Below are 25442 nucleotides of genomic sequence, written 5' to 3'. Positions count from 1 at the left end.
TTTTGTTACTTTTATTATATAGTATTTCAACTGAAATGAAAGTTAATAGTGATATTAACATGTTACAATACATTTAACACATCATTTGCAATCATTGAATTTAAATCAAAGATTAGTGGAATAGATGAAGCACGTTCGAAATAAAAGAACGTATGAGAAAGGATAATTTATGAAATCTTTAATATTAGCTGAAAAACCATCAGTCGCAAGAGATATTGCTGATGCTTTACAAATAAATCAGAAGCGTAATGGTTACTTTGAAAATAACCAATATATTGTCACGTGGGCGTTAGGTCATCTAGTGACAAATGCGACACCTGAACAATACGATAAAAATTTAAAGGAATGGCGATTAGAAGACCTTCCAATTATACCTAAATATATGAAAACTGTTGTTATTGGTAAAACAAGCAAACAATTTAAAACAGTAAAAGCGTTAATTTTAGATAATAAAGTGAAAGATATTATTATTGCAACAGATGCTGGACGAGAAGGTGAACTAGTTGCAAGATTGATTTTGGATAAAGTTGGTAACAAAAAGCCAATCCGTCGATTATGGATTAGCTCAGTTACTAAAAAAGCTATTCAACAAGGTTTTAAAAATTTAAAAGACGGTCGTCAATATAACGATTTGTATTATGCAGCGTTAGCGAGAAGTGAGGCAGATTGGATTGTTGGGATTAATGCAACGCGTGCACTAACAACAAAGTATGATGCACAGCTATCCCTGGGACGTGTTCAGACACCAACGATTCAATTAGTAAATACACGACAACAAGAGATTAATCAGTTCAAACCACAACAATACTTTACATTATCATTAACGGTAAAAGGGTTTGATTTTCAGCTAGAATCAAATCAGCGATATACCAATAAAGAAACTTTAGAACAGATGGTTAATAATTTGAAAAATGTCGATGGTAAGATTAAATCTGTTGCTACTAAACATAAGAAGTCGTATCCGCAATCACTGTACAATTTAACAGATTTACAACAAGATATGTATAGACGTTATAAAATTGGACCTAAAGAAACATTGAATACACTTCAAAGCTTATATGAGAGACATAAAGTCGTAACCTATCCAAGAACAGATTCAAACTATTTAACAACTGATATGGTAGATACTATGAAAGAACGTATTCAGGCGACGATGGCAACAACATATAAAGACCAAGCACGCCCATTAATGTCTAAAACATTTTCATCAAAAATGTCGATATTTAATAATCAAAAAGTATCTGATCACCATGCAATTATTCCTACAGAAGTGAGACCTGTCATGTCAGACTTAAGTAATAGAGAATTAAAGTTATACGATATGATTGTCGAGCGTTTTTTAGAAGCTTTAATGCCTCCGCACGAGTATGACGCGATAACTGTAACTTTAGAGGTTGCAGGGCACACATTTGTTTTGAAAGAGAATGTAACAACTGTTTTAGGTTTTAAATCTATTAGACAAGGTGAATCTATTACAGAGATGCAACAGCCTTTTTCAGAAGGCGATGAAGTGAAGATTTCAAAAACAAATATTAGAGAACATGAAACAACACCTCCAGAATATTTTAATGAAGGTTCGTTATTAAAAGCGATGGAGAACCCTCAGAACTTTATTCAATTGAAGGATAAAAAATATGCGCAAACTTTAAAACAAACAGGTGGTATCGGCACAGTTGCAACAAGGGCCGACATTATCGATAAATTATTTAATATGAATGCCATTGAATCAAGAGACGGTAAAATTAAAGTAACGTCAAAAGGTAAACAAATATTAGAATTAGCACCAGAAGAATTAACGTCGCCACTTTTAACTGCACAATGGGAAGAAAAATTACTTTTAATTGAACGTGGTAAATATCAGGCGAAAACATTTATTAATGAAATGAAAGATTTTACGAAAGATGTTGTAAATGGGATTAAAAATAGTGATCGTAAATATAAACACGATAATTTAACAACCACAGAATGCCCAACGTGTGGTAAATTCATGATTAAAGTTAAAACTAAAAATGGTCAGATGCTTGTGTGCCAAGATCCATCTTGTAAGACGAAAAAGAATGTACAGCGCAAAACAAATGCAAGATGTCCAAACTGTAAAAAGAAATTAACGTTGTTTGGTAAAGGGAAAGAAGCGGTATATCGTTGTGTTTGTGGACATTCTGAAACGCAAGCACATATGGATCAGCGTATGAAGTCTAAATCCTCTGGTAAAGTATCTCGTAAAGAAATGAAAAAGTATATGAATAAAAATGAAGGTTTAGACAATAATCCGTTTAAAGATGCATTAAAGAACTTGAATTTATAGATAAAATCGAACAAAGTTGAATCAGAAAAACGAAAAGTTCGCTTTTGGTATTGTTTTTTATTAAGAATGATATTAAACTATTAAGGTATTTTAAAAAAAGGAGCATCCATTCGTGAAAAACTATTTCCAGTTCGATAAATATGGAACAAACTTTAAAAGAGAAATCTTAGGCGGTATCACAACTTTCTTATCTATGGCCTATATTTTAGCAGTTAACCCGCAAGTTTTAAGTTTAGCAGGTGTTAAAGGCGTATCAGAAGATATGAAAATGGACCAAGGTGCCATTTTTGTAGCGACTGCATTAGCAGCATTTGTAGGCTCGCTATTCATGGGGCTAATAGCTAAATATCCAATTGCGTTAGCACCAGGTATGGGATTAAATGCATTCTTTGCATTTACTGTTGTGTTAACCATGGGTATTCCTTGGCAAGTTGGTTTAACAGGCGTTTTATTCTCAGGTATATTCTTTGCGATATTAACCGTCACAGGGTTTAGGGAAGTTATTATTAATGCAATTCCTTATCAAATGAAGATGGCTGTTTCAGCAGGTATAGGATTATTCATTACATTTGTAGGTTTACAAAGTTCGGGTATTATAGTTAAAAATGAATCTACATTAGTAACATTGGGACATTTAACTGATCCACCAGTACTTTTGGCGATATTCGGTATCGTTATTACAGTTATTTTATATGCAATTAAATTGCCGGGTTCTATCTTTATCGGTATGATCATCACAGCAATCGTTGGTATGTTCACTGGATTGATTCAAATGCCATCTGGTATTGTGGGTAAGATTCCAAGTATTGAACCAACGTTCGGTGCTGCATTTGAAGCGTTTAAAGACCCAAGTCAATTATTAACGATACAGTTCTTAATTGTTATTTTAACGTTCTTATTTATTGATTTCTTTGATACAGCTGGTACATTAGTAGCTGTTGCTACTCAAGCAGGTATTATGAAAGATAATAAATTACCAAGAGCTGGTAGAGCATTGTTCTCAGATTCTTTAGCTACGATTGTAGGATCAGTTTTTGGAACAACTACAACAACTTCTTATATCGAATCAACTTCAGGTGTTGCTGTAGGTGCTAGAACAGGATTTGCTAGTATCGTAACAGGTTGTTGTTTCCTATTAGCGCTGTTCTTTAGTCCGTTAATCGCTGTTGTAACAAGTGCAGTTACGACACCAGCCTTAGTGGTGGTAGGTGTATTAATGGCTGCAAACTTTGCTGAGATAAACTGGAAAAGTTTTGAAGTTGCAGTGCCAGCCTTCATTACAATCATTATGATGCCTTTATCATATTCAATTGCAACTGGTATTGCGTGTGGATTTATTTTCTATCCAATTACAATGCTTATCTCTAAAAAACATAAAGAAGTACATCCGATAATGTATGTATTAATGGTACTATTCATTCTGTACTTCATATTTGTTCATGGTTAAATCCAGACACAAAAAACGACTGCCAATGATTGGTAGTCGTTTTTTTCTTTGAAGTAAGGATAAAATAAGAAGCGAAATAACATAAAGCGATATTATGAATGTCTTTAAATATCCGATATAAATATACTTCTTTTAAAATTGTTGGACGTGTTTCTTCTATATTATATACCTAATTAAAAAGGTTTTAAGAATTATTCTCTATGTCCATCTTTGTATTGTGTGTAAATGACACGAGCATTTTTATTAGGTATATAGGTTGGCGCTGATAATACAACTAGGACAAATAGAATCATTAGGAAAAATAAAATCCAATGAATCAAAATTCCTAAGAAGGGGATAATAGCTAAAAAACTACCTACTATACCAAATATTGGAATAATCGCTATAGGTCTAATCGCATTTTGTCTATTCACTAATAATATAATAGTAAGAATTAGATAAAGTAATGCATTAAAGAGTAAAGGCTGCCATCCAAAACTTAAAATAAACGTTGCACCTAAAAAAGGAATGCCATAGAAAAACTCACAAAGTATTAAAAAGATACCTATAAGTGCTAAAGATAATTTTGGTCCATTTTTCATATTCATTCACCACCGTTCTTATGACTAATTATATAGAATAATTTTTAATGATAATAATAAAATGATTCAAGGTACGAATTTACAATAAAGAAGGAAATAAAAAATATCTCGAAAATAGTTGAACTGACTAAGTATATAAAGTAAAATATAAAAGTATGTGTTAGACAGATAGAAAAATTATGTGAAAAGCCTTGATTTATCGATGTTTTTCGTGTAATATAACTAACGTTGGACTTTAAGAAAAGCGATGAAGCGAAAGGTTACTGACACACCCGGCCGCTTTGCCATGGCGCTGTGTAAGATAGTTTTCGTGGAGAAGTCTATCACTAAATGTAGACGAATAAGGAGGGAAAATTATGGCAAAACAAAAAATCAGAATCAGATTAAAAGCTTATGATCACCGCGTAATTGATCAATCAGCAGAGAAGATTGTAGAAACAGCGAAACGTTCTGGTGCAGATGTTTCTGGACCAATTCCGTTACCAACTGAGAAATCAGTTTACACAATCATCCGTGCCGTGCATAAGTATAAAGATTCACGTGAACAATTCGAACAACGTACACACAAACGTTTAATCGATATTGTAAACCCAACACCAAAAACAGTTGACGCTTTAATGGGCTTAAACTTACCATCTGGTGTAGACATCGAAATCAAATTATAATAGACAATTTTAGGAGGTGGACTTTCGATGACCAAAGGAATCTTAGGAAGAAAAATTGGGATGACACAAGTATTCGGAGAAAACGGTGAATTAATCCCTGTAACAGTAGTAGAAGCTAAAGAAAATGTTGTATTACAAAAGAAAACTGTAGAAGTTGATGGATACAACGCAATCCAAGTTGGATTTGAAGACAAAAAAGCATACAAAAAAGATGCAAAATCTAATAAATATGCTAATAAACCAGCTGAAGGTCACGCTAAAAAAGCTGACGCAGCACCTAAGCGCTTCATTCGTGAATTCCGCAATGTAGACGTGGATGCTTACGAAGTAGGTCAAGAAGTCTCAGTAGATACTTTTGTAGCTGGCGACGTTATTGACGTAACAGGCGTATCAAAAGGTAAAGGTTTCCAAGGTGCAATTAAACGCCACGGACAATCTCGTGGACCTATGTCACACGGTTCTCATTTCCACAGAGCACCAGGTTCTGTAGGTATGGCTTCAGATGCTTCTAGAGTATTTAAAGGCCAAAAAATGCCAGGACGTATGGGTGGAAACACTGTAACTGTTCAAAACTTAGAAGTAGTTCAAGTTGACACAGAAAACAAAGTTATCTTAGTAAAAGGTAACGTACCTGGACCTAAAAAAGGTTTAGTAGAAATCAGAACTTCAATTAAAAAAGGTAATAAATAATAAGAAGTGAAAGGAGGAAATGCATAATGGCTAATTATGATGTTTTAAAATTAGACGGAACTAAATCAGGTTCAATCGAATTAAGCGATGCAGTATTCGGTATTGAGCCAAATAATAGCGTTTTATTCGAAGCTATTAATTTACAACGTGCTTCATTACGTCAAGGTACGCATGCTGTTAAGAATCGTTCAGCAGTAAGCGGTGGCGGACGTAAACCATGGAAGCAAAAAGGAACAGGTCGTGCTCGTCAAGGTACAATCCGTGCTCCACAATGGCGTGGCGGTGGTATCGTATTCGGACCAACTCCAAGAAGTTATGCATACAAAATGCCTAAGAAAATGCGTCGTTTAGCTTTACGCTCAGCATTATCTTTCAAAGCTCAAGAGAATGGCTTAACTGTAGTTGACGCATTCAACTTCGAAGCTCCAAAAACTAAAGAATTCAAAAATGTATTATCTACATTAGAACAACCTAAAAAAGTATTAGTAGTTACTGAAAACGAAGATGTAAATGTTGAATTATCAGCACGCAACATCCCTGGCGTTCAAGTGACAACTGCTCAAGGTTTAAATGTTTTAGATATCACTAATGCTGACAGCTTAGTAATTACTGAAGCTGCTGCTAAAAAAGTTGAGGAGGTGCTCGGATAATGGAAGCAAGAGATATTCTTAAGCGCCCCGTAATCACTGAGAAATCTTCTGAAGCAATGGCTGAAGACAAATACACTTTCGACGTTGATACTCGTGTTAACAAAACACAAGTAAAAATGGCAGTTGAAGAAATCTTCAACGTAAAAGTTGCAAGTGTTAATATCATGAATTACAAACCTAAGAAAAAACGTATGGGCCGTTACCAAGGCTATACAAACAAAAGAAGAAAAGCGATTGTAACTCTTAAAGAAGGATCAATCGACTTATTTAACTAATAAAACAATTACCATTAAGGAGGTAAGCGACAATGGCTATTAAAAAGTATAAGCCAATAACAAATGGTCGTCGTAATATGACTTCGTTAGATTTCGCAGAAATCACGAAAACTACACCTGAAAAGTCATTATTAAAACCGCTACCGAAAAAAGCGGGACGTAACAACCAAGGTAAATTGACTGTAAGACACCATGGTGGTGGACACAAACGTCAATACCGTGTTATCGATTTCAAACGTAACAAAGATGGTATCAATGCAAAAGTTGATTCTATTCAATATGATCCAAACCGCTCAGCAAACATCGCTTTAGTTGTATATGCAGACGGTGAAAAACGATATATCATTGCTCCTAAAGGATTAGAAGTAGGTCAAATCGTTGAAAGTGGTGCTGAAGCTGACATCAAAGTTGGTAACGCATTACCATTACAAAACATTCCAGTTGGTACAGTAGTACACAACATCGAGCTTAAACCTGGTAAAGGTGGACAAATCGCTCGTTCAGCTGGTGCAAGTGCTCAAGTACTTGGTAAAGAAGGTAAATACGTATTAATCAGATTAAGATCTGGTGAAGTTCGTATGATCTTATCTACTTGCCGTGCTACAATCGGTCAAGTTGGTAACCTACAACACGAATTAGTTAACGTTGGTAAAGCCGGACGTTCAAGATGGAAAGGTATCCGTCCAACAGTTCGTGGTTCTGTAATGAACCCTAACGATCACCCACACGGTGGTGGTGAAGGTCGTGCTCCTATCGGTAGACCATCTCCAATGTCACCATGGGGTAAACCTACGCTTGGTAAGAAAACTCGTCGTGGTAAAAAATCATCAGACAAACTTATCGTTCGTGGACGTAAGAAAAAATAATATAATCAACTTATTTGGGTGTGCGGCTTAAAGCTGCACGCACATAATAAGAAGGGAGGCGCCCAAATGGCTCGTAGTATTAAAAAAGGACCTTTCGTCGATGAGCATTTAATGAAAAAAGTTGAAGCTCAAGAAGGAAGCGAAAAGAAACAAGTAATCAAAACATGGTCACGTCGTTCTACAATTTTCCCTAATTTCATCGGACATACTTTTGCAGTATACGACGGACGTAAACACGTACCTGTATATGTAACTGAAGATATGGTAGGTCATAAATTAGGTGAGTTTGCTCCTACTCGTACATTCAAAGGACACGTTGCAGACGACAAGAAAACAAGAAGATAATATCTATTAAGTAGAGGAGGACATCCTAATGGAAGCAAAAGCGGTTGCTAGAACAATAAGAATCGCACCTCGTAAAGTAAGACTAGTTCTTGACTTAATCAGAGGTAAAAATGCTGCTGAAGCTATTGCAATTTTAAAATTAACAAACAAAGCTTCATCACCAGTAATTGAAAAAGTATTAATGTCCGCTTTAGCTAATGCTGAACATAACTATGACATGAACACAGATGAATTAGTAGTTAAAGAAGCATATGCTAACGAAGGACCAACATTAAAACGTTTCCGTCCACGTGCGCAAGGTCGTGCAAGTGCGATTAACAAACGTACAAGCCACATTACAATCGTCGTAAGTGACGGTAAAGAAGAAGCTAAAGAAGCTTAATTAACTTTTAAGGAGGGAATACTGTGGGTCAAAAAATTAATCCAATCGGACTTCGTGTTGGTATTATCCGTGATTGGGAAGCTAAATGGTATGCTGAAAAAGACTTCGCTTCACTTTTACACGAAGATTTAAAAATCCGTAAATTTATTGATAATGAATTAAAAGAAGCATCAGTTTCTCACGTAGAGATTGAACGTGCTGCAAACCGTATCAACATTGCAATTCATACTGGTAAACCTGGTATGGTAATTGGTAAAGGCGGTTCAGAAATCGAAAAATTACGCAACAAATTAAATGCGTTAACTGATAAAAAAGTACACATCAACGTAATTGAAATCAAAAAAGTTGATCTTGACGCTCGTTTAGTAGCTGAAAACATCGCACGTCAATTAGAAAACCGTGCTTCATTCCGTCGTGTACAAAAACAAGCAATCACTAGAGCTATGAAACTTGGTGCTAAAGGTATCAAAACTCAAGTATCTGGTCGTTTAGGCGGAGCTGACATCGCTCGTGCTGAACAATATTCAGAAGGAACTGTTCCACTTCATACGTTACGTGCTGACATCGATTATGCACACGCTGAAGCTGACACTACTTACGGTAAATTAGGCGTTAAAGTATGGATTTATCGTGGAGAAGTTCTTCCTACTAAGAACACTAGTGGAGGAGGAAAATAATAATGTTACTACCAAAACGTGTAAAATATCGTCGTCAACATCGTCCTAAAACAACTGGTCGTTCTAAAGGCGGTAACTACGTAACATTTGGTGAGTTTGGTTTACAAGCTACAACAACGTCTTGGATCACATCTCGTCAAATCGAATCTGCTCGTATAGCAATGACACGTTACATGAAACGTGGCGGGAAAGTTTGGATTAAAATCTTCCCACATACACCATATACTAAAAAACCTTTAGAAGTACGTATGGGTGCTGGTAAAGGTGCGGTTGAAGGCTGGATCGCAGTTGTTAAACCAGGTAGAATTTTATTCGAAGTTGCTGGCGTTTCTGAAGAAGTTGCGCGTGAAGCACTACGTTTAGCAAGTCACAAACTTCCAGTAAAAACTAAGTTTGTAAAACGTGAGGAATTGGGTGGTGAAACAAATGAAAGCTAAGGAAATTAGAGACTTAACCACTTCAGAAATCGAAGAACAAATCAAATCTTCAAAAGAAGAGCTTTTTAACCTACGCTTTCAGTTAGCTACAGGTCAATTAGAAGAAACTGCACGTATTCGTACAGTAAGAAAAACGATTGCACGTCTAAAAACTGTTGCTCGTGAAAGAGAAATTGAACAAAGTAAGGCTAATCAATAATTAAGTAAGAGGAGGTTACAAAAGTGAGCGAAAGAAACGATCGTAAAGTTTATGTAGGTAAAGTTGTTTCAGACAAAATGGACAAGACTATTACAGTACTTGTTGAAACTTACAAAACACACAAATTATACGGTAAACGAGTAAAATACTCTAAAAAATACAAAACTCATGATGAAAACAATTCAGCTAAATTAGGAGACATTGTTAAAATTCAAGAAACTCGTCCTTTATCAGCAACAAAACGTTTTCGTTTAGTAGAGATTGTTGAAGAGTCAGTAATTATTTAATACAAGTTTAGAGATAAGGGAGGTTTAACTAATGATCCAACAAGAAACACGCTTGAAAGTAGCAGACAACTCTGGTGCTCGTGAAGTTCTTACAATCAAAGTATTAGGTGGATCTGGTCGTAAAACAGCAAACATCGGCGATGTTATCGTATGTACTGTTAAAAATGCAACACCAGGTGGCGTTGTTAAAAAAGGTGACGTTGTCAAAGCTGTAATCGTACGTACTAAGTCAGGTGTTCGTCGTAATGACGGTTCATACATCAAATTTGATGAAAATGCATGTGTTATCATCCGTGATGACAAAGGCCCACGTGGTACTCGTATCTTCGGACCTGTTGCTCGTGAATTACGTGAAGGTAACTTCATGAAAATCGTATCATTAGCACCAGAAGTACTTTAATTAATAACAACCAATACAAATAAGGAGGTGCCCACATGCATATCAAAAAAGGTGACAACGTTAAAGTTATCGCAGGTAAAGACAAAGGTAAAGAAGGTAAAGTAATTGCTACTCTACCTAAAAAAGACCGTGTCGTTGTGGAAGGTGTTAACATTATGAAAAAACACCAAAAACCAACTCAATTAAATCCTGAAGGTGGAATCTTAGAAACAGAGGCAGCAATCCATGTTTCTAATGTACAATTATTGGACCCTAAAACAAACGAACCAACTCGTGTAGGTTACAAATTTGTTGATGGTAAAAAAGTTCGTATCGCTAAAAAATCTGGCGAAGAAATTAAATCTAATAATTAATAACAAGTTGAAAGGAGGATCCCACTTTGAACCGTTTAAAAGAAAAGTTTAACACTGAAGTTACTGAAAACTTAATGAAAAAATTCAATTATAGTTCAGTAATGGAAGTACCAAAAATAGATAAAATCGTTGTGAACATGGGTGTAGGTGACGCAGTACAAAATTCTAAAGTATTAGACAATGCTGTTGAAGAATTAGAATTGATCACTGGTCAAAAACCATTAGTAACTAAAGCTAAAAAATCAATCGCGACTTTCCGTTTACGTGAAGGTATGCCAATCGGTGCGAAAGTAACACTTCGCGGTGAAAGAATGTATGAATTCTTAGACAAATTAATTTCAGTATCATTACCACGTGTACGTGACTTCCAAGGTGTTTCTAAAAAAGCATTTGACGGACGCGGTAACTACACTTTAGGTGTTAAAGAACAATTAATTTTCCCAGAAATCGACTATGATAAAGTAAGTAAAGTTAGAGGAATGGATATTGTTATCGTAACGACTGCTAACACTGATGAAGAAGCTCGTGAATTGTTAGCTAACTTCGGTATGCCATTCCGTAAATAATTATTTAAAGGAGGCTAATTAAGTGGCTAAAACTTCAATGGTTGCTAAGCAACAAAAAAAACAAAAATATGCAGTTCGTGAATACACTCGTTGTGAACGTTGTGGCCGTCCACATTCTGTATATCGTAAATTTAAATTATGCCGTATTTGTTTCCGTGAATTAGCTTACAAAGGCCAAATCCCTGGCGTTCGTAAAGCTAGCTGGTAATAAAAAAGAGTCTGAAAGGAGGCAACAATCAATGACAATGACAGATCCAATCGCAGATATGCTTACTCGTGTAAGAAACGCAAACATGGTGCGTCACGAGAAGTTAGAATTACCTGCATCAAATATTAAAAAAGAAATTGCTGAAATCTTAAAGAGTGAAGGTTTCATTAAAAATGTTGAATACGTAGAAGATGATAAACAAGGTGTACTTCGTTTATTCTTAAAATATGGTCAAAACGATGAGCGTGTTATCACAGGATTAAAACGTATTTCAAAACCAGGTTTACGTGTTTATGCAAAAGCTAGCGAAATGCCTAAAGTATTAAATGGTTTAGGTATTGCATTAGTATCAACTTCTGAAGGTGTAATCACTGACAAAGAAGCAAGAAAACGTAATGTTGGTGGAGAAATTATCGCATACGTTTGGTAATAAAAAATAAGGAGGTGCCATAACATGAGTCGTGTTGGTAAGAAAATTATTGACATCCCTAGTGACGTAACAGTAACTTTTGATGGAAATCATGTAACTGTTAAAGGTCCTAAAGGTGAATTATCAAGAACTTTAAATGAAAGAATGACATTCAAACAAGAAGAAAACACAATTGAAGTTGTAAGACCATCTGATTCTAAAGAAGATAGAACAAACCATGGTACAACTCGTGCTTTATTAAACAATATGGTACAAGGTGTTTCTCAAGGATACGTAAAAGTACTTGAACTTGTTGGTGTAGGTTACCGTGCTCAAATGCAAGGTAAAGACTTAATCCTTAACGTTGGTTATTCTCACCCAGTAGAAATTAAAGCTGAAGAAAACATTACTTTCTCAGTTGAGAAAAACACAGTCGTTAAAGTTGAAGGTATTTCAAAAGAACAAGTTGGAGCATTAGCATCTAACATCCGTTCAGTAAGACCTCCAGAGCCTTACAAAGGTAAAGGTATTCGTTACCAAGGTGAATACGTTCGCCGTAAAGAAGGTAAAACTGGTAAATAATAGATAAACTCTAAAGAAAGGAGTATTGAAATGATCAGTAAAATTGATAAAAATAAAGTGCGTTTAAAAAGACATGCTCGTGTTCGTACTAACTTATCAGGTACAGCTGAAAAGCCACGTTTAAACGTATATCGTTCAAACAAGCATATCTACGCTCAAATTATTGATGATAATAAAGGCGTAACATTAGCTCAAGCTTCTTCAAAAGACAGCGACATTGCTACTACAGCAACTAAAGTTGAATTAGCAACTAAAGTCGGTGAAGCAATTGCTAAAAAAGCTGCTGACAAAGGCATTAAAGAAATCGTATTTGACCGTGGAGGATATTTATATCACGGACGTGTTAAAGCATTAGCTGAAGCAGCAAGAGAAAGCGGATTAGAATTTTAATTTAAAGGAGGGACAAATACATGGCTCGTAGAGAAGAAGAGACGAAAGAATTTGAAGAACGCGTTGTTACAATCAACCGTGTAGCAAAAGTTGTAAAAGGTGGTCGTCGTTTCCGTTTCACTGCATTAGTTGTAGTTGGAGACAAAAATGGTCGTGTAGGTTTCGGTACTGGTAAAGCTCAAGAGGTACCAGAAGCAATCAAAAAAGCTGTTGAAGCAGCTAAAAAAGATTTAGTAGTTGTTCCACGTGTTGAAGGTACAACTCCACACACAATTACTGGCCGTTACGGTTCAGGAAGCGTATTTATGAAACCGGCTGCACCTGGTACAGGAGTTATCGCTGGTGGTCCTGTTCGTGCCGTACTTGAATTAGCAGGTATCACTGATATCTTAAGTAAATCATTAGGATCAAACACACCAATCAACATGGTTCGTGCTACAATCGATGGTTTACAAAACCTTAAAAATGCTGAAGATGTTGCGAAATTACGTGGCAAAACAGTAGAAGAATTATACAATTAAGGAGGGAAAACTAGTTATGGCTAAATTACAAATTACCCTCACTCGTAGTGTTATTGGTCGTCCTGAAACACAACGTAAAACTGTTGAAGCTTTAGGTCTTAAAAAGACTAACAGTTCAGTAGTTGTTGAAGATAACCCTGCTATTCGTGGGCAAATCAACAAAGTTAAGCACTTAGTAACAGTAGAAGAAAAATAATCAAGGAGGTGCCGAAATGAAATTACATGAGTTAAAACCGGCAGAAGGTTCACGTAAAGAACGCAATCGTGTTGGACGTGGTGTTGCGACAGGTAACGGTAAAACAAGTGGTCGCGGACACAAAGGTCAAAAAGCTCGTTCAGGCGGTGGTGTAAGACCAGGATTTGAAGGTGGTCAATTACCATTATTCCGTCGTTTACCAAAACGTGGTTTTACTAACATAAATCGTAAAGAATATGCTATTGTTAACTTAGACCAACTTAATAAATTTGAAGATGGTACTGAAGTAACTCCAGCTTTATTAGTAGAATCTGGTGTTGTTAAGAATGAAAAATCTGGTATCAAAATACTAGGTAATGGTTCACTTGATAAGAAATTGACAGTGAAAGCTCATAAATTCTCAGCTTCAGCAGCAGAAGCTATTGATGCTAAAGGTGGAGCACACGAGGTGATCTAATGATTCAAACCCTTGTGAACTTCTTTAGAACAAAAGAGGTTCGTAACAAGATTTTCTTCACACTAGCAATGTTAGTAATTTTTAAAATAGGGACTTATATACCAGCTCCAGGAGTAAATCCTGCAGCTTTTGATAATCCCCAAGGTTCTCAAGGTGCCACTGAGTTATTAAATACTTTTGGTGGCGGAGCCTTGAAACGATTTTCTATTTTTGCAATGGGTATTGTACCCTACATCACTGCATCAATCGTAATGCAATTATTACAAATGGATATTGTCCCTAAATTCTCAGAATGGGCAAAACAAGGTGAAGTAGGTAGAAGAAAGTTAAATAACGTTACTCGTTATTTAGCAATTTCTTTAGCATTTATCCAATCTATAGGTATGGCATTCCAATTTAATAATTATCTCAAAGGTGCGCTGATTATCAATCAGTCAATTATGAGTTATTTATTAATAGCACTAGTTTTGACAGCAGGAACTGCTTTCTTAATATGGCTTGGTGATCAAATCACTCAGTTCGGTGTTGGTAATGGTATTTCTATTATCATATTTGCGGGTATTTTATCAACGTTGCCAGCCAGTCTAATTCAATTTGGACAAACTGCGTTCGTTGGGCAAGAAGATACATCATTAGCATGGTTGAAAGTATTAGGACTTTTAGTGTCACTGATACTATTAACTGTAGGTGCTATTTATGTACTTGAAGCCGTTCGTAAAATTCCGATTCAATATGCTAAGAAACAAACTGCTCAAAGATTAGGTTCACAGGCAACTTATCTACCTTTAAAAGTGAACTCAGCCGGTGTTATTCCTGTAATCTTTGCAATGGCGTTCTTCTTACTGCCTAGAACATTAACGTTGTTCTATCCAGATAAAGAATGGGCACAAAACATTGCGAATGCTGCAAATCCTTCAAGTAATGTTGGTATGGTTGTATATATTGTACTAATTATACTATTCACATACTTCTATGCATTTGTACAAGTTAATCCGGAAAAAATGGCTGATAACCTTAAGAAACAAGGTAGCTATGTTCCAGGTATTAGACCTGGTGAACAAACCAAAAAATATATTACTAAAGTTTTATATCGTTTAACTTTTGTAGGTTCTATCTTCTTAGCCGTTATTTCAATTCTACCGATATTAGCAACTAAGTTTATGGGATTACCACAATCAATTCAGATTGGTGGTACAAGTTTACTTATCGTTATTGGTGTAGCGATTGAAACAATGAAATCTTTAGAAGCTCAAGTATCTCAAAAAGAATATAAAGGCTTTGGTGGTAGATAATTTTAGGAGGGCACTTATGAATATCATTTTGATGGGTTTACCTGGCGCAGGTAAAGGAACTCAAGCAAGTGAAATTGTCAAGAAATTCCCAATACCCCACATTTCAACTGGTTACATGTTCAGAAAAGCTATAAAAGAAGAAACTGAATTAGGTAAAGAAGCTAAGTCTTATATGGACCGTGGCGAATTAGTTCCTGATGAAGTGACTGTAGGTATCGTTAAGGAAAGAATTTCTGAAGACGATGCAAAAAAAGGCTTTTTATTAGATGGCTTCCCAAGAACAATCGAGCAAGCTGAGGCATTAAATAATATTATGTCTGAGCTTGACAGAAACATTGATGCTGTCATCAATATCGAAGTTCCGGAAGAAGAATTAATGAACCGTCTTACAGGTCGTCGAATCTGTGAGTCATGTGGTACAACGTATCATCTTGTATTTAATCCTCCGAAGGTCGAAGGTATTTGTGATATCGATGGTGGTAAATTGTATCAACGAGAAGATGATAATCCTGAAACGGTAGCTAATCGTTTGAGTGTTAATATTAAACAATCTAAGCCTATTTTAGATTTCTATGATCAAAAAGGTGTATTGAAAAATATTGATGGTTCAAAAGATATTAGCGACGTTACCAAAGATGTCATTGATATTTTAGATCATTTGTAATAGATCAACTTTTAGCGGTCTATTTTAAGTGAGGCATGATTTAATCATATTAGATAGATGAGAGTGGCAATTAACGATAATTAATTCCCGTAATTTTTGTTTAACTTATAAAATTAATCACTGATAGATTCGTAACAATAAAGTTGTCTATTGACGATTACCTTACTATTGCAAAAAGGGGGAAGTTAATCAATGGCTAAACAAGATGTAATTGAATTAGAAGGTACTGTATTAGATACTTTACCGAACGCAATGTTTAAAGTAGAATTAGAAAATGGTCATGAGATTTTAGCTCACGTAAGTGGTAAAATCAGAATGAATTACATTCGTATTCTACCTGGCGACAAAGTAACTGTTGAGATGTCTCCGTACGATTTAACACGCGGAAGAATTACTTATCGTTATAAATAATCGTCACTCCATAATATAGGGAGGTATAAAAATGAAAGTAAGACCATCAGTAAAACCTATTTGCGAAAAATGTAAAGTCATTAAACGTAAAGGTAAAGTAATGGTAATTTGTGAAAATCCAAAACACAAACAAAGACAAGGTTAATAAAAGAGAGGTGTAAATTAATATGGCACGTATTGCAGGAGTAGATATTCCACGTGAAAAACGCGTAGTTATCTCATTAACTTATATATACGGTATCGGTACGTCAACTGCTCAAAAAATTCTTGAAGAAGCTAACGTATCAGCTGATACTCGTGTGAAAGATTTAACTGATGACGAATTAGGTCGCATCCGTGAAGTTGTAGACGGTTATAAAGTCGAAGGTGACTTACGTCGTGAAACTAACTTAAATATCAAACGTTTAATGGAAATTTCATCATACCGTGGTATCCGTCACCGTCGTGGTTTACCAGTTCGTGGTCAAAAAACGAAAAACAACGCGCGTACTCGTAAAGGACCAGTTAAAACGGTAGCTAACAAGAAAAAATAATAGGTAAAGGAGGCAAATTTTAAATGGCACGTAAACAAGTATCTCGTAAACGTAGAGTGAAAAAGAATATTGAAAATGGTGTAGCACACATCCGTTCAACATTCAACAACACTATTGTAACTATCACTGATGAGTTCGGTAATGCTTTATCATGGTCATCAGCTGGTGCATTAGGATTCAAAGGATCTAAAAAATCAACACCATTTGCAGCACAAATGGCTTCTGAAACTGCATCTAAATCAGCTATGGAGCATGGTTTAAAAACAGTTGAAGTAACAGTTAAAGGACCTGGTCCAGGTCGTGAATCAGCTATTCGTGCATTACAATCTGCAGGTTTAGAAGTAACTGCGATCAGAGACGTTACTCCAGTACCTCATAACGGTTGTCGTCCACCAAAACGTCGTCGTGTATAATTTATGATGGTATTGTTACAGGTCACTGAGCAAACATTTTAAATTAAGTCGACGTATATAAGGAGGATATTTAAATGATAGAAATCGAAAAACCTAGAATTGAGACAATTGAAATTAGTGAAGATGCTAAATTCGGTAAGTTCGTTGTTGAACCACTAGAACGTGGCTACGGTACTACACTAGGAAACTCCTTACGTCGTATCCTACTATCTTCATTACCAGGTGCAGCCGTTAAGTATATTGAAATTGAGGGAGTTTTACATGAATTCTCAGCAGTAGACAATGTAGTTGAAGATGTTTCTACAATTATTATGAACATTAAACAATTAGCATTGAAAATTTACTCTGAAGAAGATAAAACTTTAGAAATTGATGTACGTGATGAAGGCGAAGTAACAGCAAGCGACATTACACATGATAGTGATGTTGAAATTTTAAACCCAGAGCTTAAAATTGCAACAGTATCTAAAGGTGGTCACTTAAAAATTCGTCTAGTTGCTAACAAGGGTAGAGGTTACGCATTAGCAGAACAAAATAATACTAGTGATTTACCAATTGGTGTAATCCCTGTTGATTCATTGTATTCACCTGTTGAACGTGTGAACTATACTGTTGAAAATACACGTGTAGGTCAAAGCAGTGATTTTGATAAATTAACATTGGATGTTTGGACTAATGGTTCAATCACACCACAAGAATCAGTTTCATTAGCAGCAAAAATAATGACTGAACACTTGAATATCTTCGTTGGTCTTACTGATGAAGCGCAAAACGCTGAAATCATGATTGAAAAAGAAGAAGATCAAAAAGAAAAAGTATTAGAAATGTCTATTGAAGAATTAGACTTATCTGTACGTTCATATAACTGCTTAAAACGCGCAGGAATCAATTCTGTTCAAGAGTTAGCTGACAAATCTGAAGCTGACATGATGAAAGTGCGTAATTTAGGTCGTAAATCTTTAGAAGAAGTTAAATACAAATTAGAAGATTTAGGATTAGGATTAAGAAAAGAAGATTGATAAAGGAGGTTAACTCATGGGTTACAGAAAATTAGGTCGTACTTCTGATCAACGTAAAGCTATGTTACGTGACTTAGCTACATCACTTATTATTAGTGAACGTATTGAAACTACAGAAGCTCGTGCAAAAGAAGTTCGCAGTGTTGTTGAGAAATTAATCACTTTAGGTAAAAAAGGAGATTTAGCTTCTCGTCGTAATGCAGCTAAAACTTTACGTAATGTTGAAATCTTAAACGAAGATGAAACTACACAAACTGCACTTCAAAAATTATTTGGTGAAATCGCAGAGCGTTACACAGAACGTCAAGGTGGTTACACTCGTATCCTTAAACAAGGCCCTCGTCGCGGTGACGGTGCTGAATCAGTAATTATCGAATTAGTATAAGAATTTATATAAATACACTAACTACTTTTATATAAAGCAAATGAGTGCAACGATAATGTTTGCCACATACAAATATTGTCTAGCTCAGAGTACCCCATCAACTAAATAAAGATTTAAAGCGTGAACTCAACAAACTTATGATGGGGTGCGCGCTTTTTTATTGAATAAAATATCGGACTTATGAACAGAAATGTTTTTAAGTCCGATTTCTTTATATTTACTTTTTTGAGTGCGAATCTAAAAATATGATGAAGCTAGTTTGATCAATTTCACTAGAACTGAATGAAGTGAAAGTATTATCGTTGAATCAAACGCGACCACCCCTATATTAGTAAATCATTTATTTTATTAACGTTTATACATAATTGTTAGAGAGGAATAAAAGTCCTTATCATTAGTTGTTAAACAACACTTTAAAGACTAGAAATGAGTCAGAAAATACTAGTAATATATAGAGAACCCAGTCAATGTCATATACAGCGATTTATAAATATTGTAAAATATGATAGATACACGAATCGTAAAGGAGAGAGACAAGTGGAGGATAAGAATTCAGTTATTGTATTTAAAAATGTTTCATTTCAATATCAAAGTGATGCATCCTTCACATTGAAAGATGTTTCTTTTAATATACCTAAAGGTCAGTGGACATCTATTGTTGGTCATAACGGTTCTGGAAAATCTACAATTGCCAAGTTAATGATTGGCATAGAGAAAGTTAAATCTGGAGAAATTTTTTATAATAATCAAGCTATAACTGATGATAATTTTGAAAAGTTAAGAAAAGACATAGGAATTGTATTTCAGAATCCGGATAATCAATTTGTTGGTTCAATTGTAAAATACGATGTGGCATTTGGACTCGAAAATCATGCGGTTCCATATGACGAAATGCATAGAAGAGTCAGCGAAGCACTTAAACAAGTTGATATGTTAGAACGTGCAGATTATGAACCTAATGCATTATCGGGGGGACAGAAGCAGCGTGTGGCTATAGCAAGTGTATTAGCACTTAACCCCTCTGTCATTATATTAGATGAGGCGACTTCTATGTTAGATCCTGATGCACGTCAAAATTTATTGGATTTAGTGAGAAAAGTTAAATCAGAACATAATATTACAATCATTTCTATTACGCATGATTTATCTGAGGCGATGGAAGCAGATCATGTTATCGTTATGAATAAAGGGACTGTCTATAAAGAAGGCACAGCGACTGAAATTTTCGACAATGCAGAAGAGTTAACAAGAATAGGTCTAGATTTGCCATTCCCAATCAAAATAAATCAAATGCTGGGACACCAAACATCATTCTTAACTTATGAAGGGCTGGTGGATCAACTATGACTATACGGTTTGACAATGTAAGTTATACCTATCAAAAAGGGACACCATATCAGCATCAAGCTATTCATGATGTTAATACAGAATTTGAACAAGGTAAATATTACGCCATCGTTGGACAAACGGGTAGTGGTAAATCAACGTTGATACAAAATATTAATGCGCTGTTAAAGCCGACTACTGGGACAGTTACAGTTGATGACATTACTATTACACATAAGACCAAAGATAAATATATTAGACCTGTAAGAAAAAGAATTGGAATGGTATTTCAATTTCCCGAATCTCAATTATTTGAGGACACAGTAGAGCGTGAAATGATATTTGGACCTAAAAACTTTAAAATGAATTTAGATGAAGCCAAAAACTATGCCCATCGTCTGTTGATGGATTTAGGCTTTTCAAGAGATGTAATGTCACAATCACCATTTCAAATGTCAGGTGGACAAATGCGTAAAATAGCGATTGTATCGATATTGGCAATGAATCCTGATATTATCGTGGTTGATGAACCTACAGCAGGACTTGATCCACAAAGTAAACGACAAGTAATGAGATTACTAAAGTCACTACAAACAGATGAAAATAAGGCAATTATCCTAATTTCACATGATATGAATGAAGTCGCGCGTTATGCAGATGAAGTCATCGTTATGAAAGAAGGTAGTATAGTGTCGCAAACATCACCAAAAGAGCTCTTCAAAGATAAAAAAAAATTGGCGGATTGGCATATTGGTTTGCCAGAAATTGTTCAGTTACAATATGACTTTGAACAAAAATATCAAACAAAATTAAAAGATATTGCCTTAACTGAAGAAGCATTTGTAAGCTTGTATAAGGAGTGGCAACATGAAAAATAAATTGATTATAGGGCGATATTTACCAATTAATTCTTTTGTTCATCATCTTGATCCAAGAGCAAAGTTAATGTTTGTTTTTCTTTTTATTATATTAATATTTTTCTGTCATTCACCATTAACATATCTTTGGGTGTTTGCACTTATCTTATTCATTATGAGATTAGCAAAAATTCAATTATGGTTCCTAATCAAAGGTTTAACACCAATATTTTTCTTTTTAATCTTCACATTAATGATGCATATATTTTTAACTAAAGGTGGATATGTATTAGTTGAATGGCATGGCATCACGATTGAAACTAATGGTATTTTAGAAGGGCTATATATATCACTGCGTTTAATTGGGATTGTAATGATTGCAACAATTATGACACTATCTACAAGTCCAATTGATTTAACAGATGCGTTTGAAAGATTACTTGCACCACTAAAGATGTTTAAATTACCAGTTCATCAATTAAGTATGATAATGTCCATTGCGTTACGATTCATCCCGACGTTAATGGATGAGTTAGATAAAATCATTTTGGCGCAAAAGTCGCGTGGTTCTGAAATAAGTTCAGGGAACATTGCAACACGTATTAAATCATTTATTCCATTACTAGTGCCACTATTCATCTCAGCTTTCCAACGCGCCGAAGAATTAGCGGTCGCAATGGAAGTTAGGGGTTATGATGCCAATGTTAAGAGAACGAGCTACAGACAGCTTAAATGGCAATTGAGAGATACGATATCTTTAACCATGATTATCCCAATTGCAATTATTTTATTCGTATTAAAATATTCAGGAGTGTAAATTCATGCGTATATTAGTAGAAATTGCGTATCAAGGAAATAATTTTCTAGGTTTTCAAATTCAACAAAATGGTCGAACGGTACAGCAACAATTTGAAAAGCTATTACAACGCATGCATAAAAGACATGTGAGAATCCATCCTTCAAGTAGGACTGATAGAGGTGTACATGCGATACAGCAATACTTTCATTTCGACACAGAGCTGAATATACCTATGTCACAATGGCAATATGCAATGAACCGAACGTTACCTGATGATATTTATGTCAACAATGTAGTTACAGTCGATGACGATTTTCATTGTCGTTATGATTGTGTAGGTAAACGTTATCGCTACAAAGTATATCAAGCACAACACCGCGATCCATTTCAAAGTGGTTTGAAAACATTTATTCCTGAAACGTTGGATTTAGGTAAAATGAACAGAGCGGCGCAACAATTCATAGGTACACATGATTTTACGGGATTTTGTTCGCAAAAAACTGAAGTAGAAAGCAAAGTTAGAACATTATACCAAAGTGAAATCGTAAAGACAGATGATGGCTTTGATTATATTGTCACTGGATCTGGATTTTTATATAACATGGTGCGTGTCTTAGTTGCATTTTTAATAGAAGTTGGAAAAGGGCGACATGAAGTATCTGATGTACCAAAACTTCTTGAATCAAAGAATCGTAAGAATGTACCTTTCACTGCACCGGCTGAAGGATTATATTTAGAGAAAATTTATTTAGATGAAAATGAGTTATTAAAAGACTTTGGTAACGATATCAAAATACATCGTAAAAAATCATTACAAAATGACTGATTGCCATTGACAAAAAGCTTGTGAAATTATAAGATTATTAACGGTATTGTTTTATATCCACCCCACGATAAGCCCCGGAAACTTATTGTGTTACAAGATATATAAGCAGAAACGAACAACAGTTAACAAAATAAATGAAATTAAACGTTTTAAAAATGAAACAAATGAAATCATCTATTAGGTTATGAAACTGTTTATAGCTTGAATAGAAGCATTTATTTTTTAGGAGGACAATTATTATGCGTCAAACATTTATGGCAAATGAATCAAACATTGAGCGCAAATGGTATGTTATCGATGCTGAAGGCCAAACATTAGGTCGTTTATCATCAGAAGTAGCATCTATCTTACGCGGTAAAAATAAAGTAACTTACACACCACACGTTGATACTGGTGATTATGTAATCGTTATTAATGCATCAAAAATCGAATTTACTGGTAACAAAGAAACTGACAAAGTTTACTACCGTCACTCAAATCACCCAGGTGGTATCAAATCAATCACTGCTGGTGAATTAAGAAGAACTAACCCAGAACGTTTAATTGAAAACTCAATTAAAGGTATGTTACCAAGCACTCGTTTAGGCGAAAAACAAGGTAAAAAATTATTTGTATATGGTGGCGCTGAACATCCACACGCTGCACAACAACCAGAAAACTACGAATTACGTGGTTAATTAGAAGGAGGAAATGACTTTGGCACAAGTTGAATATAGAGGCACAGGCCGTCGTAAAAACTCAGTAGCACGTGTACGTTTAGTACCAGGTGAAGGTAACATCACAGTTAATAACCGTGACGTACGCGAATACTTACCATTCGAATCATTAATTTTAGACTTAAACCAACCATTTGATGTAACTGAAACTAAAGGTAACTATGATGTTTTAGTTAACGTTCATGGTGGTGGTTTCACTGGACAAGCTCAAGCTATCCGTCACGGAATCGCTCGTGCATTATTAGAAGCAGATCCTGAATACAGAGGTTCTTTAAAACGCGCTGGATTACTTACTCGTGACCCACGTATGAAAGAACGTAAAAAACCAGGTCTTAAAGCAGCTCGTCGTTCACCTCAATTCTCAAAACGTTAATTGTCGGACGATATATACAAAACACCTCGATATTATGTCGAGGTGTTTTTTTGCGTTTTTGCGGCGAATATGGAATGTGTAGAATATAAATGAATTTTTACCTTCCCACCATAAAAGATGAAGAACCATGAAATGTGGAGAACAATAAATAGTTGATATTCTGTTATTTTTTTGGAAGTGAAGTGATTTGAATACTTTACTCTAAACGATAAAAGGTTAAAAAAACAACAAAAAGAAAATATTACTGTCATAATTGGAAATACACCGTATTCTGCTGGTCAATCTAGTGTAAATAATGATAATAAAAAAATGAATATGAAAAATTAAATGCAAAAATAGCAAATACCTATGCAAATTTTTCAACAGCAAATTTAAAAAAATCATTATATGATTCGTATATACAGGCTTTTCGATGGGCAACTGATAGAGTTGGAAAAAAGGTATTATAGGATTTGTAACAAATGGATCATTTATTGATAGTCAAAGCACTGATGGATTTAGAAAAGTTTTATACGATGAATTTAACTATCTGTACATAATTAATTTGAGAGGCGACCAACGAACACAGGGTGAAAAATCAAGAAAAGAAGGTGGAAAAATATTTGGATCAGGAAGTAGAGCACCGATAGCTATATCTATTTTAGTTAAAGATGGAAGTTACAATCACGATATCTATTATAATGACATTGGTGAATATTTAACTAGAGAGCAAAAATTAGATACTTTAATGAAACATCAATCAATTGTGAATTTGAAAAGTTTGAATGTTTTACCCGATAAAAACAATGATTGGATTAATCAACGAGACATAAACTATGAGAATTATTTACCAATGTATGATTCCAAGGATATTGAAAATTCTATATATTTAGATCAATTTAATGGAGTAAATTCAGCAAGAGATAATTGGGTAACAAATTTTTCGAATGAAAAAGCATTAGTAAATGCAAAATTACTTGTAGATAACTATAATTCTGAAATAGATAGATTAATTGATATCTTAGATTCAAGAGAACGTATAAATTTAGTGAACAAAGATGAAACATTTATTAGTTGGACACGAGGACTTACCCAAAAATTTTCTAAAGGAAAAAATATTTCAATTAATCCAGAGAGAATTGTTAAATTTATGCATAGACCATTTACAAAAAAATGGATAGTGTACGACAAAAATATTATGGAAATGCCAAGTAGATATTATAATATAATGGAGAATACTGGACAGGTGATTTATATACAAGGACAGGGAATGAATAAAGAATTCTCGGCTATGATCACGGACATATTACCTAATTTCCAATTTATTGGTAATGGCAAAGGCTTTGCTACATACAAAGGTAAAGATAGTTTGAGGCTTGTAGATAATATTTCTAATTCTTTTAAAAAGAAAATAAATCTTAATTCAGAAGAGATAGTATATTATATATATGCAATTTTGCATCATAAATATTATGTGAACAAATATTCAAGTGATTTGAGTAAAGGTTTTCCGCGAATACCGATATTAAAGGATGTATATGGATTTGTTGAAATTGGTAGGGAGTTAGTGGAATTACATTTAAATTATGAAAAACAACTCAATTGGGATGGTGTAGAAATAATTTATAATAATATGAATCCGAATTATAAAGTTGAAAAATGAAGCACCCTAAAAAGGGCGTGTTGGATACAGTAATATACAATACCGATATTACAGTTACTAACATTCCAAATAAAGTATATAATTATATTGTGAATGGCAAGCCTGCTATTGAATGGATTATAGATCAGTACAACGTAAGCATCGACAAGAAATCTGGAATATTAGATGATCCTAATGAATTTAGTGAAGATCCGAATTACATTTTAAATCTGCTTTTATCAGTTATTACTGTAAGTATGAAAACTCTTGGATTAATAGATAAATTACCAGATTTTGAAGTATTAGATTAAGGAGAGGA

Annotated in this window: 39 protein-coding genes and 1 pseudogene; 39 read left to right on the top strand and 1 reads right to left on the bottom strand. The window is 34.7% G+C overall.

Features of this window, described 5'->3' with window-relative positions:
• Positions 1–48: 48 nt before the first annotated feature.
• The 3 genes from AA076_RS15480 to stgP all read left to right on the top strand — a co-directional run bounded on the left by AA076_RS15480 (position 49) and on the right by stgP (position 3752).
• Entirely contained in the window at positions 49–144 is a 96-nt protein-coding gene (locus tag AA076_RS15480; protein WP_001790553.1) for a hypothetical protein, read from the top strand.
• 25 nt (positions 145–169) lie between these two features.
• Positions 170–2305: a DNA topoisomerase III gene (locus tag AA076_RS11480; protein ID WP_000838479.1), complete on the top strand. Its 2136-nt coding sequence runs from the start codon at positions 170–172 to the stop codon at positions 2303–2305.
• Positions 2306–2417: 112 nt separating this feature from the next.
• A complete protein-coding gene (gene stgP / locus AA076_RS11475) occupies positions 2418–3752 on the top strand; it encodes a 6-thioguanine permease StgP (RefSeq protein WP_000800700.1) in 1335 nt (444 codons plus the stop codon).
• Between the two features lie 191 nt (positions 3753–3943).
• On the opposite strand, the gene AA076_RS11470 is transcribed toward stgP, so the two are convergent.
• Positions 3944–4333, bottom strand: coding sequence for a hypothetical protein (locus AA076_RS11470; protein WP_000788443.1), 390 nt, complete (start codon positions 4331–4333; stop codon positions 3944–3946).
• A 356-nt stretch (positions 4334–4689) separates the two neighbouring features.
• On the opposite strand from AA076_RS11470, the gene rpsJ reads away from it, so the two are divergent.
• The 36 genes and pseudogenes from rpsJ (at position 4690) to AA076_RS11285 (ending at position 25434) form a co-directional block, all read left to right on the top strand.
• Positions 4690–4998, top strand: coding sequence for a 30S ribosomal protein S10 (gene rpsJ / locus AA076_RS11465; protein ID WP_001118667.1), 309 nt, complete (start codon positions 4690–4692; stop codon positions 4996–4998).
• 27 nt (positions 4999–5025) lie between these two features.
• The gene (rplC, locus tag AA076_RS11460) at positions 5026–5688 is read left to right on the top strand and encodes a 50S ribosomal protein L3 (protein ID WP_000160212.1); all 663 of its coding nucleotides are present in this window, start codon (positions 5026–5028) and stop codon (positions 5686–5688) included.
• A gap of 26 nt (positions 5689–5714) precedes the next feature.
• Positions 5715–6338 (top strand): 50S ribosomal protein L4, encoded by a 624-nt coding sequence (rplD, locus tag AA076_RS11455; protein ID WP_000024827.1) that lies wholly within the window; start codon positions 5715–5717, stop codon positions 6336–6338.
• The gene (gene rplW / locus AA076_RS11450; protein ID WP_000388082.1) at positions 6338–6613 is read left to right on the top strand and encodes a 50S ribosomal protein L23; all 276 of its coding nucleotides are present in this window, start codon (positions 6338–6340) and stop codon (positions 6611–6613) included. Before rplD ends, rplW begins: the two co-directional genes overlap by 1 nt.
• Positions 6614–6645: 32 nt before the next feature.
• Positions 6646–7479, top strand: a complete 834-nt coding sequence (rplB, locus tag AA076_RS11445) for a 50S ribosomal protein L2 (RefSeq protein ID WP_000985472.1) — start codon at positions 6646–6648, stop codon at positions 7477–7479.
• A 66-nt stretch (positions 7480–7545) separates the two neighbouring features.
• A complete protein-coding gene (gene rpsS, locus AA076_RS11440; protein WP_000124353.1) occupies positions 7546–7824 on the top strand; it encodes a 30S ribosomal protein S19 in 279 nt (92 codons plus the stop codon).
• Between the two features lie 28 nt (positions 7825–7852).
• A complete protein-coding gene (rplV, locus tag AA076_RS11435; protein WP_000387527.1) occupies positions 7853–8206 on the top strand; it encodes a 50S ribosomal protein L22 in 354 nt (117 codons plus the stop codon).
• 23 nt (positions 8207–8229) lie between these two features.
• A complete protein-coding gene (rpsC, locus tag AA076_RS11430) occupies positions 8230–8883 on the top strand; it encodes a 30S ribosomal protein S3 (RefSeq protein WP_000529877.1) in 654 nt (217 codons plus the stop codon).
• A gap of 2 nt (positions 8884–8885) precedes the next feature.
• Positions 8886–9320, top strand: coding sequence for a 50S ribosomal protein L16 (gene rplP / locus AA076_RS11425; protein ID WP_000926310.1), 435 nt, complete (start codon positions 8886–8888; stop codon positions 9318–9320).
• Positions 9310–9519 (top strand): 50S ribosomal protein L29, encoded by a 210-nt coding sequence (gene rpmC, locus AA076_RS11420; RefSeq protein WP_000644737.1) that lies wholly within the window; start codon positions 9310–9312, stop codon positions 9517–9519. Before rplP ends, rpmC begins: the two co-directional genes overlap by 11 nt.
• 23 nt (positions 9520–9542) lie before the next feature.
• The gene (gene rpsQ, locus AA076_RS11415; protein WP_000004086.1) at positions 9543–9806 is read left to right on the top strand and encodes a 30S ribosomal protein S17; all 264 of its coding nucleotides are present in this window, start codon (positions 9543–9545) and stop codon (positions 9804–9806) included.
• Between the two features lie 31 nt (positions 9807–9837).
• Entirely contained in the window at positions 9838–10206 is a 369-nt protein-coding gene (rplN, locus tag AA076_RS11410; RefSeq protein ID WP_000615921.1) for a 50S ribosomal protein L14, read from the top strand.
• A gap of 35 nt (positions 10207–10241) precedes the next feature.
• Positions 10242–10559, top strand: coding sequence for a 50S ribosomal protein L24 (rplX, locus tag AA076_RS11405; protein ID WP_000547687.1), 318 nt, complete (start codon positions 10242–10244; stop codon positions 10557–10559).
• Positions 10560–10585: 26 nt separating this feature from the next.
• A complete protein-coding gene (rplE, locus tag AA076_RS11400) occupies positions 10586–11125 on the top strand; it encodes a 50S ribosomal protein L5 (RefSeq protein WP_001080824.1) in 540 nt (179 codons plus the stop codon).
• Between the two features lie 22 nt (positions 11126–11147).
• Positions 11148–11333 carry a type Z 30S ribosomal protein S14 gene (locus tag AA076_RS11395; RefSeq protein ID WP_001140799.1) on the top strand — a complete coding sequence of 62 codons (186 nt, stop codon included), beginning with the start codon at positions 11148–11150 and terminating at the stop codon, positions 11331–11333.
• A gap of 31 nt (positions 11334–11364) precedes the next feature.
• Positions 11365–11763, top strand: a complete 399-nt coding sequence (gene rpsH, locus AA076_RS11390; RefSeq protein WP_000178881.1) for a 30S ribosomal protein S8 — start codon at positions 11365–11367, stop codon at positions 11761–11763.
• 24 nt (positions 11764–11787) lie between these two features.
• Entirely contained in the window at positions 11788–12324 is a 537-nt protein-coding gene (gene rplF, locus AA076_RS11385) for a 50S ribosomal protein L6 (protein WP_000091975.1), read from the top strand.
• Between the two features lie 30 nt (positions 12325–12354).
• Complete coding sequence (gene rplR / locus AA076_RS11380) at positions 12355–12714, top strand: 50S ribosomal protein L18 (RefSeq protein WP_000623881.1); 360 nt, start codon at positions 12355–12357, stop codon at positions 12712–12714.
• 20 nt (positions 12715–12734) lie between these two features.
• Entirely contained in the window at positions 12735–13235 is a 501-nt protein-coding gene (rpsE, locus tag AA076_RS11375; protein ID WP_000113851.1) for a 30S ribosomal protein S5, read from the top strand.
• 16 nt (positions 13236–13251) lie between these two features.
• The gene (gene rpmD, locus AA076_RS11370; RefSeq protein WP_001096577.1) at positions 13252–13431 is read left to right on the top strand and encodes a 50S ribosomal protein L30; all 180 of its coding nucleotides are present in this window, start codon (positions 13252–13254) and stop codon (positions 13429–13431) included.
• Between the two features lie 16 nt (positions 13432–13447).
• A complete protein-coding gene (gene rplO / locus AA076_RS11365) occupies positions 13448–13888 on the top strand; it encodes a 50S ribosomal protein L15 (RefSeq protein WP_000766074.1) in 441 nt (146 codons plus the stop codon).
• On the top strand, positions 13888–15180 hold the full coding sequence (gene secY / locus AA076_RS11360) for a preprotein translocase subunit SecY (RefSeq protein ID WP_000616784.1): 1293 nt from the start codon (positions 13888–13890) through the stop codon (positions 15178–15180). Before rplO ends, secY begins: the two co-directional genes overlap by 1 nt.
• Positions 15181–15196: 16 nt before the next feature.
• The gene (locus AA076_RS11355) at positions 15197–15844 is read left to right on the top strand and encodes an adenylate kinase (protein ID WP_001836318.1); all 648 of its coding nucleotides are present in this window, start codon (positions 15197–15199) and stop codon (positions 15842–15844) included.
• Positions 15845–16036: 192 nt separating this feature from the next.
• On the top strand, positions 16037–16255 hold the full coding sequence (infA, locus tag AA076_RS11350) for a translation initiation factor IF-1 (protein WP_001118443.1): 219 nt from the start codon (positions 16037–16039) through the stop codon (positions 16253–16255).
• 31 nt (positions 16256–16286) lie between these two features.
• Positions 16287–16400, top strand: coding sequence for a 50S ribosomal protein L36 (rpmJ, locus tag AA076_RS11345; protein WP_000868342.1), 114 nt, complete (start codon positions 16287–16289; stop codon positions 16398–16400).
• A gap of 22 nt (positions 16401–16422) precedes the next feature.
• Positions 16423–16788, top strand: coding sequence for a 30S ribosomal protein S13 (gene rpsM / locus AA076_RS11340; RefSeq protein WP_000090796.1), 366 nt, complete (start codon positions 16423–16425; stop codon positions 16786–16788).
• A gap of 23 nt (positions 16789–16811) precedes the next feature.
• A complete protein-coding gene (rpsK, locus tag AA076_RS11335) occupies positions 16812–17201 on the top strand; it encodes a 30S ribosomal protein S11 (RefSeq protein ID WP_000101625.1) in 390 nt (129 codons plus the stop codon).
• A gap of 74 nt (positions 17202–17275) precedes the next feature.
• Positions 17276–18220 carry a DNA-directed RNA polymerase subunit alpha gene (locus tag AA076_RS11330; protein ID WP_000569649.1) on the top strand — a complete coding sequence of 315 codons (945 nt, stop codon included), beginning with the start codon at positions 17276–17278 and terminating at the stop codon, positions 18218–18220.
• A 16-nt stretch (positions 18221–18236) separates the two neighbouring features.
• Positions 18237–18605 (top strand): 50S ribosomal protein L17, encoded by a 369-nt coding sequence (rplQ, locus tag AA076_RS11325; RefSeq protein WP_000542274.1) that lies wholly within the window; start codon positions 18237–18239, stop codon positions 18603–18605.
• Positions 18606–19142: 537 nt separating this feature from the next.
• Positions 19143–19952 (top strand): energy-coupling factor transporter ATPase, encoded by an 810-nt coding sequence (locus tag AA076_RS11320; RefSeq protein ID WP_000389662.1) that lies wholly within the window; start codon positions 19143–19145, stop codon positions 19950–19952.
• Positions 19949–20809 carry an energy-coupling factor transporter ATPase gene (locus AA076_RS11315; protein ID WP_000155386.1) on the top strand — a complete coding sequence of 287 codons (861 nt, stop codon included), beginning with the start codon at positions 19949–19951 and terminating at the stop codon, positions 20807–20809. Before AA076_RS11320 ends, AA076_RS11315 begins: the two co-directional genes overlap by 4 nt.
• Positions 20799–21605, top strand: coding sequence for an energy-coupling factor transporter transmembrane component T family protein (locus AA076_RS11310; protein ID WP_000791620.1), 807 nt, complete (start codon positions 20799–20801; stop codon positions 21603–21605). The genes AA076_RS11315 and AA076_RS11310 overlap by 11 nt, the downstream gene beginning before the upstream one ends.
• Positions 21606–21609: 4 nt before the next feature.
• The gene (gene truA / locus AA076_RS11305; RefSeq protein WP_001221860.1) at positions 21610–22413 is read left to right on the top strand and encodes a tRNA pseudouridine(38-40) synthase TruA; all 804 of its coding nucleotides are present in this window, start codon (positions 21610–21612) and stop codon (positions 22411–22413) included.
• A gap of 239 nt (positions 22414–22652) precedes the next feature.
• A complete protein-coding gene (gene rplM / locus AA076_RS11300) occupies positions 22653–23090 on the top strand; it encodes a 50S ribosomal protein L13 (protein WP_001250038.1) in 438 nt (145 codons plus the stop codon).
• 19 nt (positions 23091–23109) lie between these two features.
• Entirely contained in the window at positions 23110–23502 is a 393-nt protein-coding gene (gene rpsI / locus AA076_RS11295) for a 30S ribosomal protein S9 (RefSeq protein WP_001790547.1), read from the top strand.
• 727 nt (positions 23503–24229) lie between these two features.
• A pseudogene (locus AA076_RS11285) lies at positions 24230–25434 on the top strand (type ISP restriction/modification enzyme).
• Positions 25435–25442: the final 8 nt, after the last annotated feature.

This window comes from Staphylococcus aureus, assembly GCF_001027105.1.
Taxonomy (GTDB): domain Bacteria; phylum Bacillota; class Bacilli; order Staphylococcales; family Staphylococcaceae; genus Staphylococcus; species Staphylococcus aureus.
The sequence above is the reverse complement of the archived record's forward strand: the minus strand, read 5'-3'. Positions and strand labels throughout refer to the sequence as shown.

Bases quoted from the DNA above. Each gene is read 5' to 3' on its own strand.
- rpmD (WP_001096577.1), top strand. From the start codon at position 13,252: ATGGCTAAATTACAAATTACCCTCACTCGTAGTGTTATTGGTCGTCCT.
- rplO (WP_000766074.1), top strand. From the start codon at position 13,448: ATGAAATTACATGAGTTAAAACCGGCAGAAGGTTCACGTAAAGAACGC.
- AA076_RS11470 (WP_000788443.1), bottom strand. From the start codon at position 4,333: ATGAAAAATGGACCAAAATTATCTTTAGCACTTATAGGTATCTTTTTA.
- rpsJ (WP_001118667.1), top strand. From the start codon at position 4,690: ATGGCAAAACAAAAAATCAGAATCAGATTAAAAGCTTATGATCACCGC.
- rplM (WP_001250038.1), top strand. From the start codon at position 22,653: ATGCGTCAAACATTTATGGCAAATGAATCAAACATTGAGCGCAAATGG.
- rplR (WP_000623881.1), top strand. From the start codon at position 12,355: ATGATCAGTAAAATTGATAAAAATAAAGTGCGTTTAAAAAGACATGCT.
- rplN (WP_000615921.1), top strand. From the start codon at position 9,838: ATGATCCAACAAGAAACACGCTTGAAAGTAGCAGACAACTCTGGTGCT.
- rplB (WP_000985472.1), top strand. From the start codon at position 6,646: ATGGCTATTAAAAAGTATAAGCCAATAACAAATGGTCGTCGTAATATG.
- rplX (WP_000547687.1), top strand. From the start codon at position 10,242: ATGCATATCAAAAAAGGTGACAACGTTAAAGTTATCGCAGGTAAAGAC.
- rpsE (WP_000113851.1), top strand. From the start codon at position 12,735: ATGGCTCGTAGAGAAGAAGAGACGAAAGAATTTGAAGAACGCGTTGTT.
- rplW (WP_000388082.1), top strand. From the start codon at position 6,338: ATGGAAGCAAGAGATATTCTTAAGCGCCCCGTAATCACTGAGAAATCT.
- rplP (WP_000926310.1), top strand. From the start codon at position 8,886: ATGTTACTACCAAAACGTGTAAAATATCGTCGTCAACATCGTCCTAAA.
- rplF (WP_000091975.1), top strand. From the start codon at position 11,788: ATGAGTCGTGTTGGTAAGAAAATTATTGACATCCCTAGTGACGTAACA.
- rpsK (WP_000101625.1), top strand. From the start codon at position 16,812: ATGGCACGTAAACAAGTATCTCGTAAACGTAGAGTGAAAAAGAATATT.
- rpmJ (WP_000868342.1), top strand. From the start codon at position 16,287: ATGAAAGTAAGACCATCAGTAAAACCTATTTGCGAAAAATGTAAAGTC.
- AA076_RS11310 (WP_000791620.1), top strand. From the start codon at position 20,799: ATGAAAAATAAATTGATTATAGGGCGATATTTACCAATTAATTCTTTT.
- AA076_RS11315 (WP_000155386.1), top strand. From the start codon at position 19,949: ATGACTATACGGTTTGACAATGTAAGTTATACCTATCAAAAAGGGACA.
- rpsH (WP_000178881.1), top strand. From the start codon at position 11,365: ATGACAATGACAGATCCAATCGCAGATATGCTTACTCGTGTAAGAAAC.
- rpsM (WP_000090796.1), top strand. From the start codon at position 16,423: ATGGCACGTATTGCAGGAGTAGATATTCCACGTGAAAAACGCGTAGTT.
- rpsS (WP_000124353.1), top strand. From the start codon at position 7,546: ATGGCTCGTAGTATTAAAAAAGGACCTTTCGTCGATGAGCATTTAATG.
- rplC (WP_000160212.1), top strand. From the start codon at position 5,026: ATGACCAAAGGAATCTTAGGAAGAAAAATTGGGATGACACAAGTATTC.
- rplD (WP_000024827.1), top strand. From the start codon at position 5,715: ATGGCTAATTATGATGTTTTAAAATTAGACGGAACTAAATCAGGTTCA.
- truA (WP_001221860.1), top strand. From the start codon at position 21,610: ATGCGTATATTAGTAGAAATTGCGTATCAAGGAAATAATTTTCTAGGT.
- rpmC (WP_000644737.1), top strand. From the start codon at position 9,310: ATGAAAGCTAAGGAAATTAGAGACTTAACCACTTCAGAAATCGAAGAA.
- rplQ (WP_000542274.1), top strand. From the start codon at position 18,237: ATGGGTTACAGAAAATTAGGTCGTACTTCTGATCAACGTAAAGCTATG.
- AA076_RS11480 (WP_000838479.1), top strand. From the start codon at position 170: ATGAAATCTTTAATATTAGCTGAAAAACCATCAGTCGCAAGAGATATT.
- infA (WP_001118443.1), top strand. From the start codon at position 16,037: ATGGCTAAACAAGATGTAATTGAATTAGAAGGTACTGTATTAGATACT.
- AA076_RS11330 (WP_000569649.1), top strand. From the start codon at position 17,276: ATGATAGAAATCGAAAAACCTAGAATTGAGACAATTGAAATTAGTGAA.
- secY (WP_000616784.1), top strand. From the start codon at position 13,888: ATGATTCAAACCCTTGTGAACTTCTTTAGAACAAAAGAGGTTCGTAAC.
- rplV (WP_000387527.1), top strand. From the start codon at position 7,853: ATGGAAGCAAAAGCGGTTGCTAGAACAATAAGAATCGCACCTCGTAAA.
- AA076_RS11355 (WP_001836318.1), top strand. From the start codon at position 15,197: ATGAATATCATTTTGATGGGTTTACCTGGCGCAGGTAAAGGAACTCAA.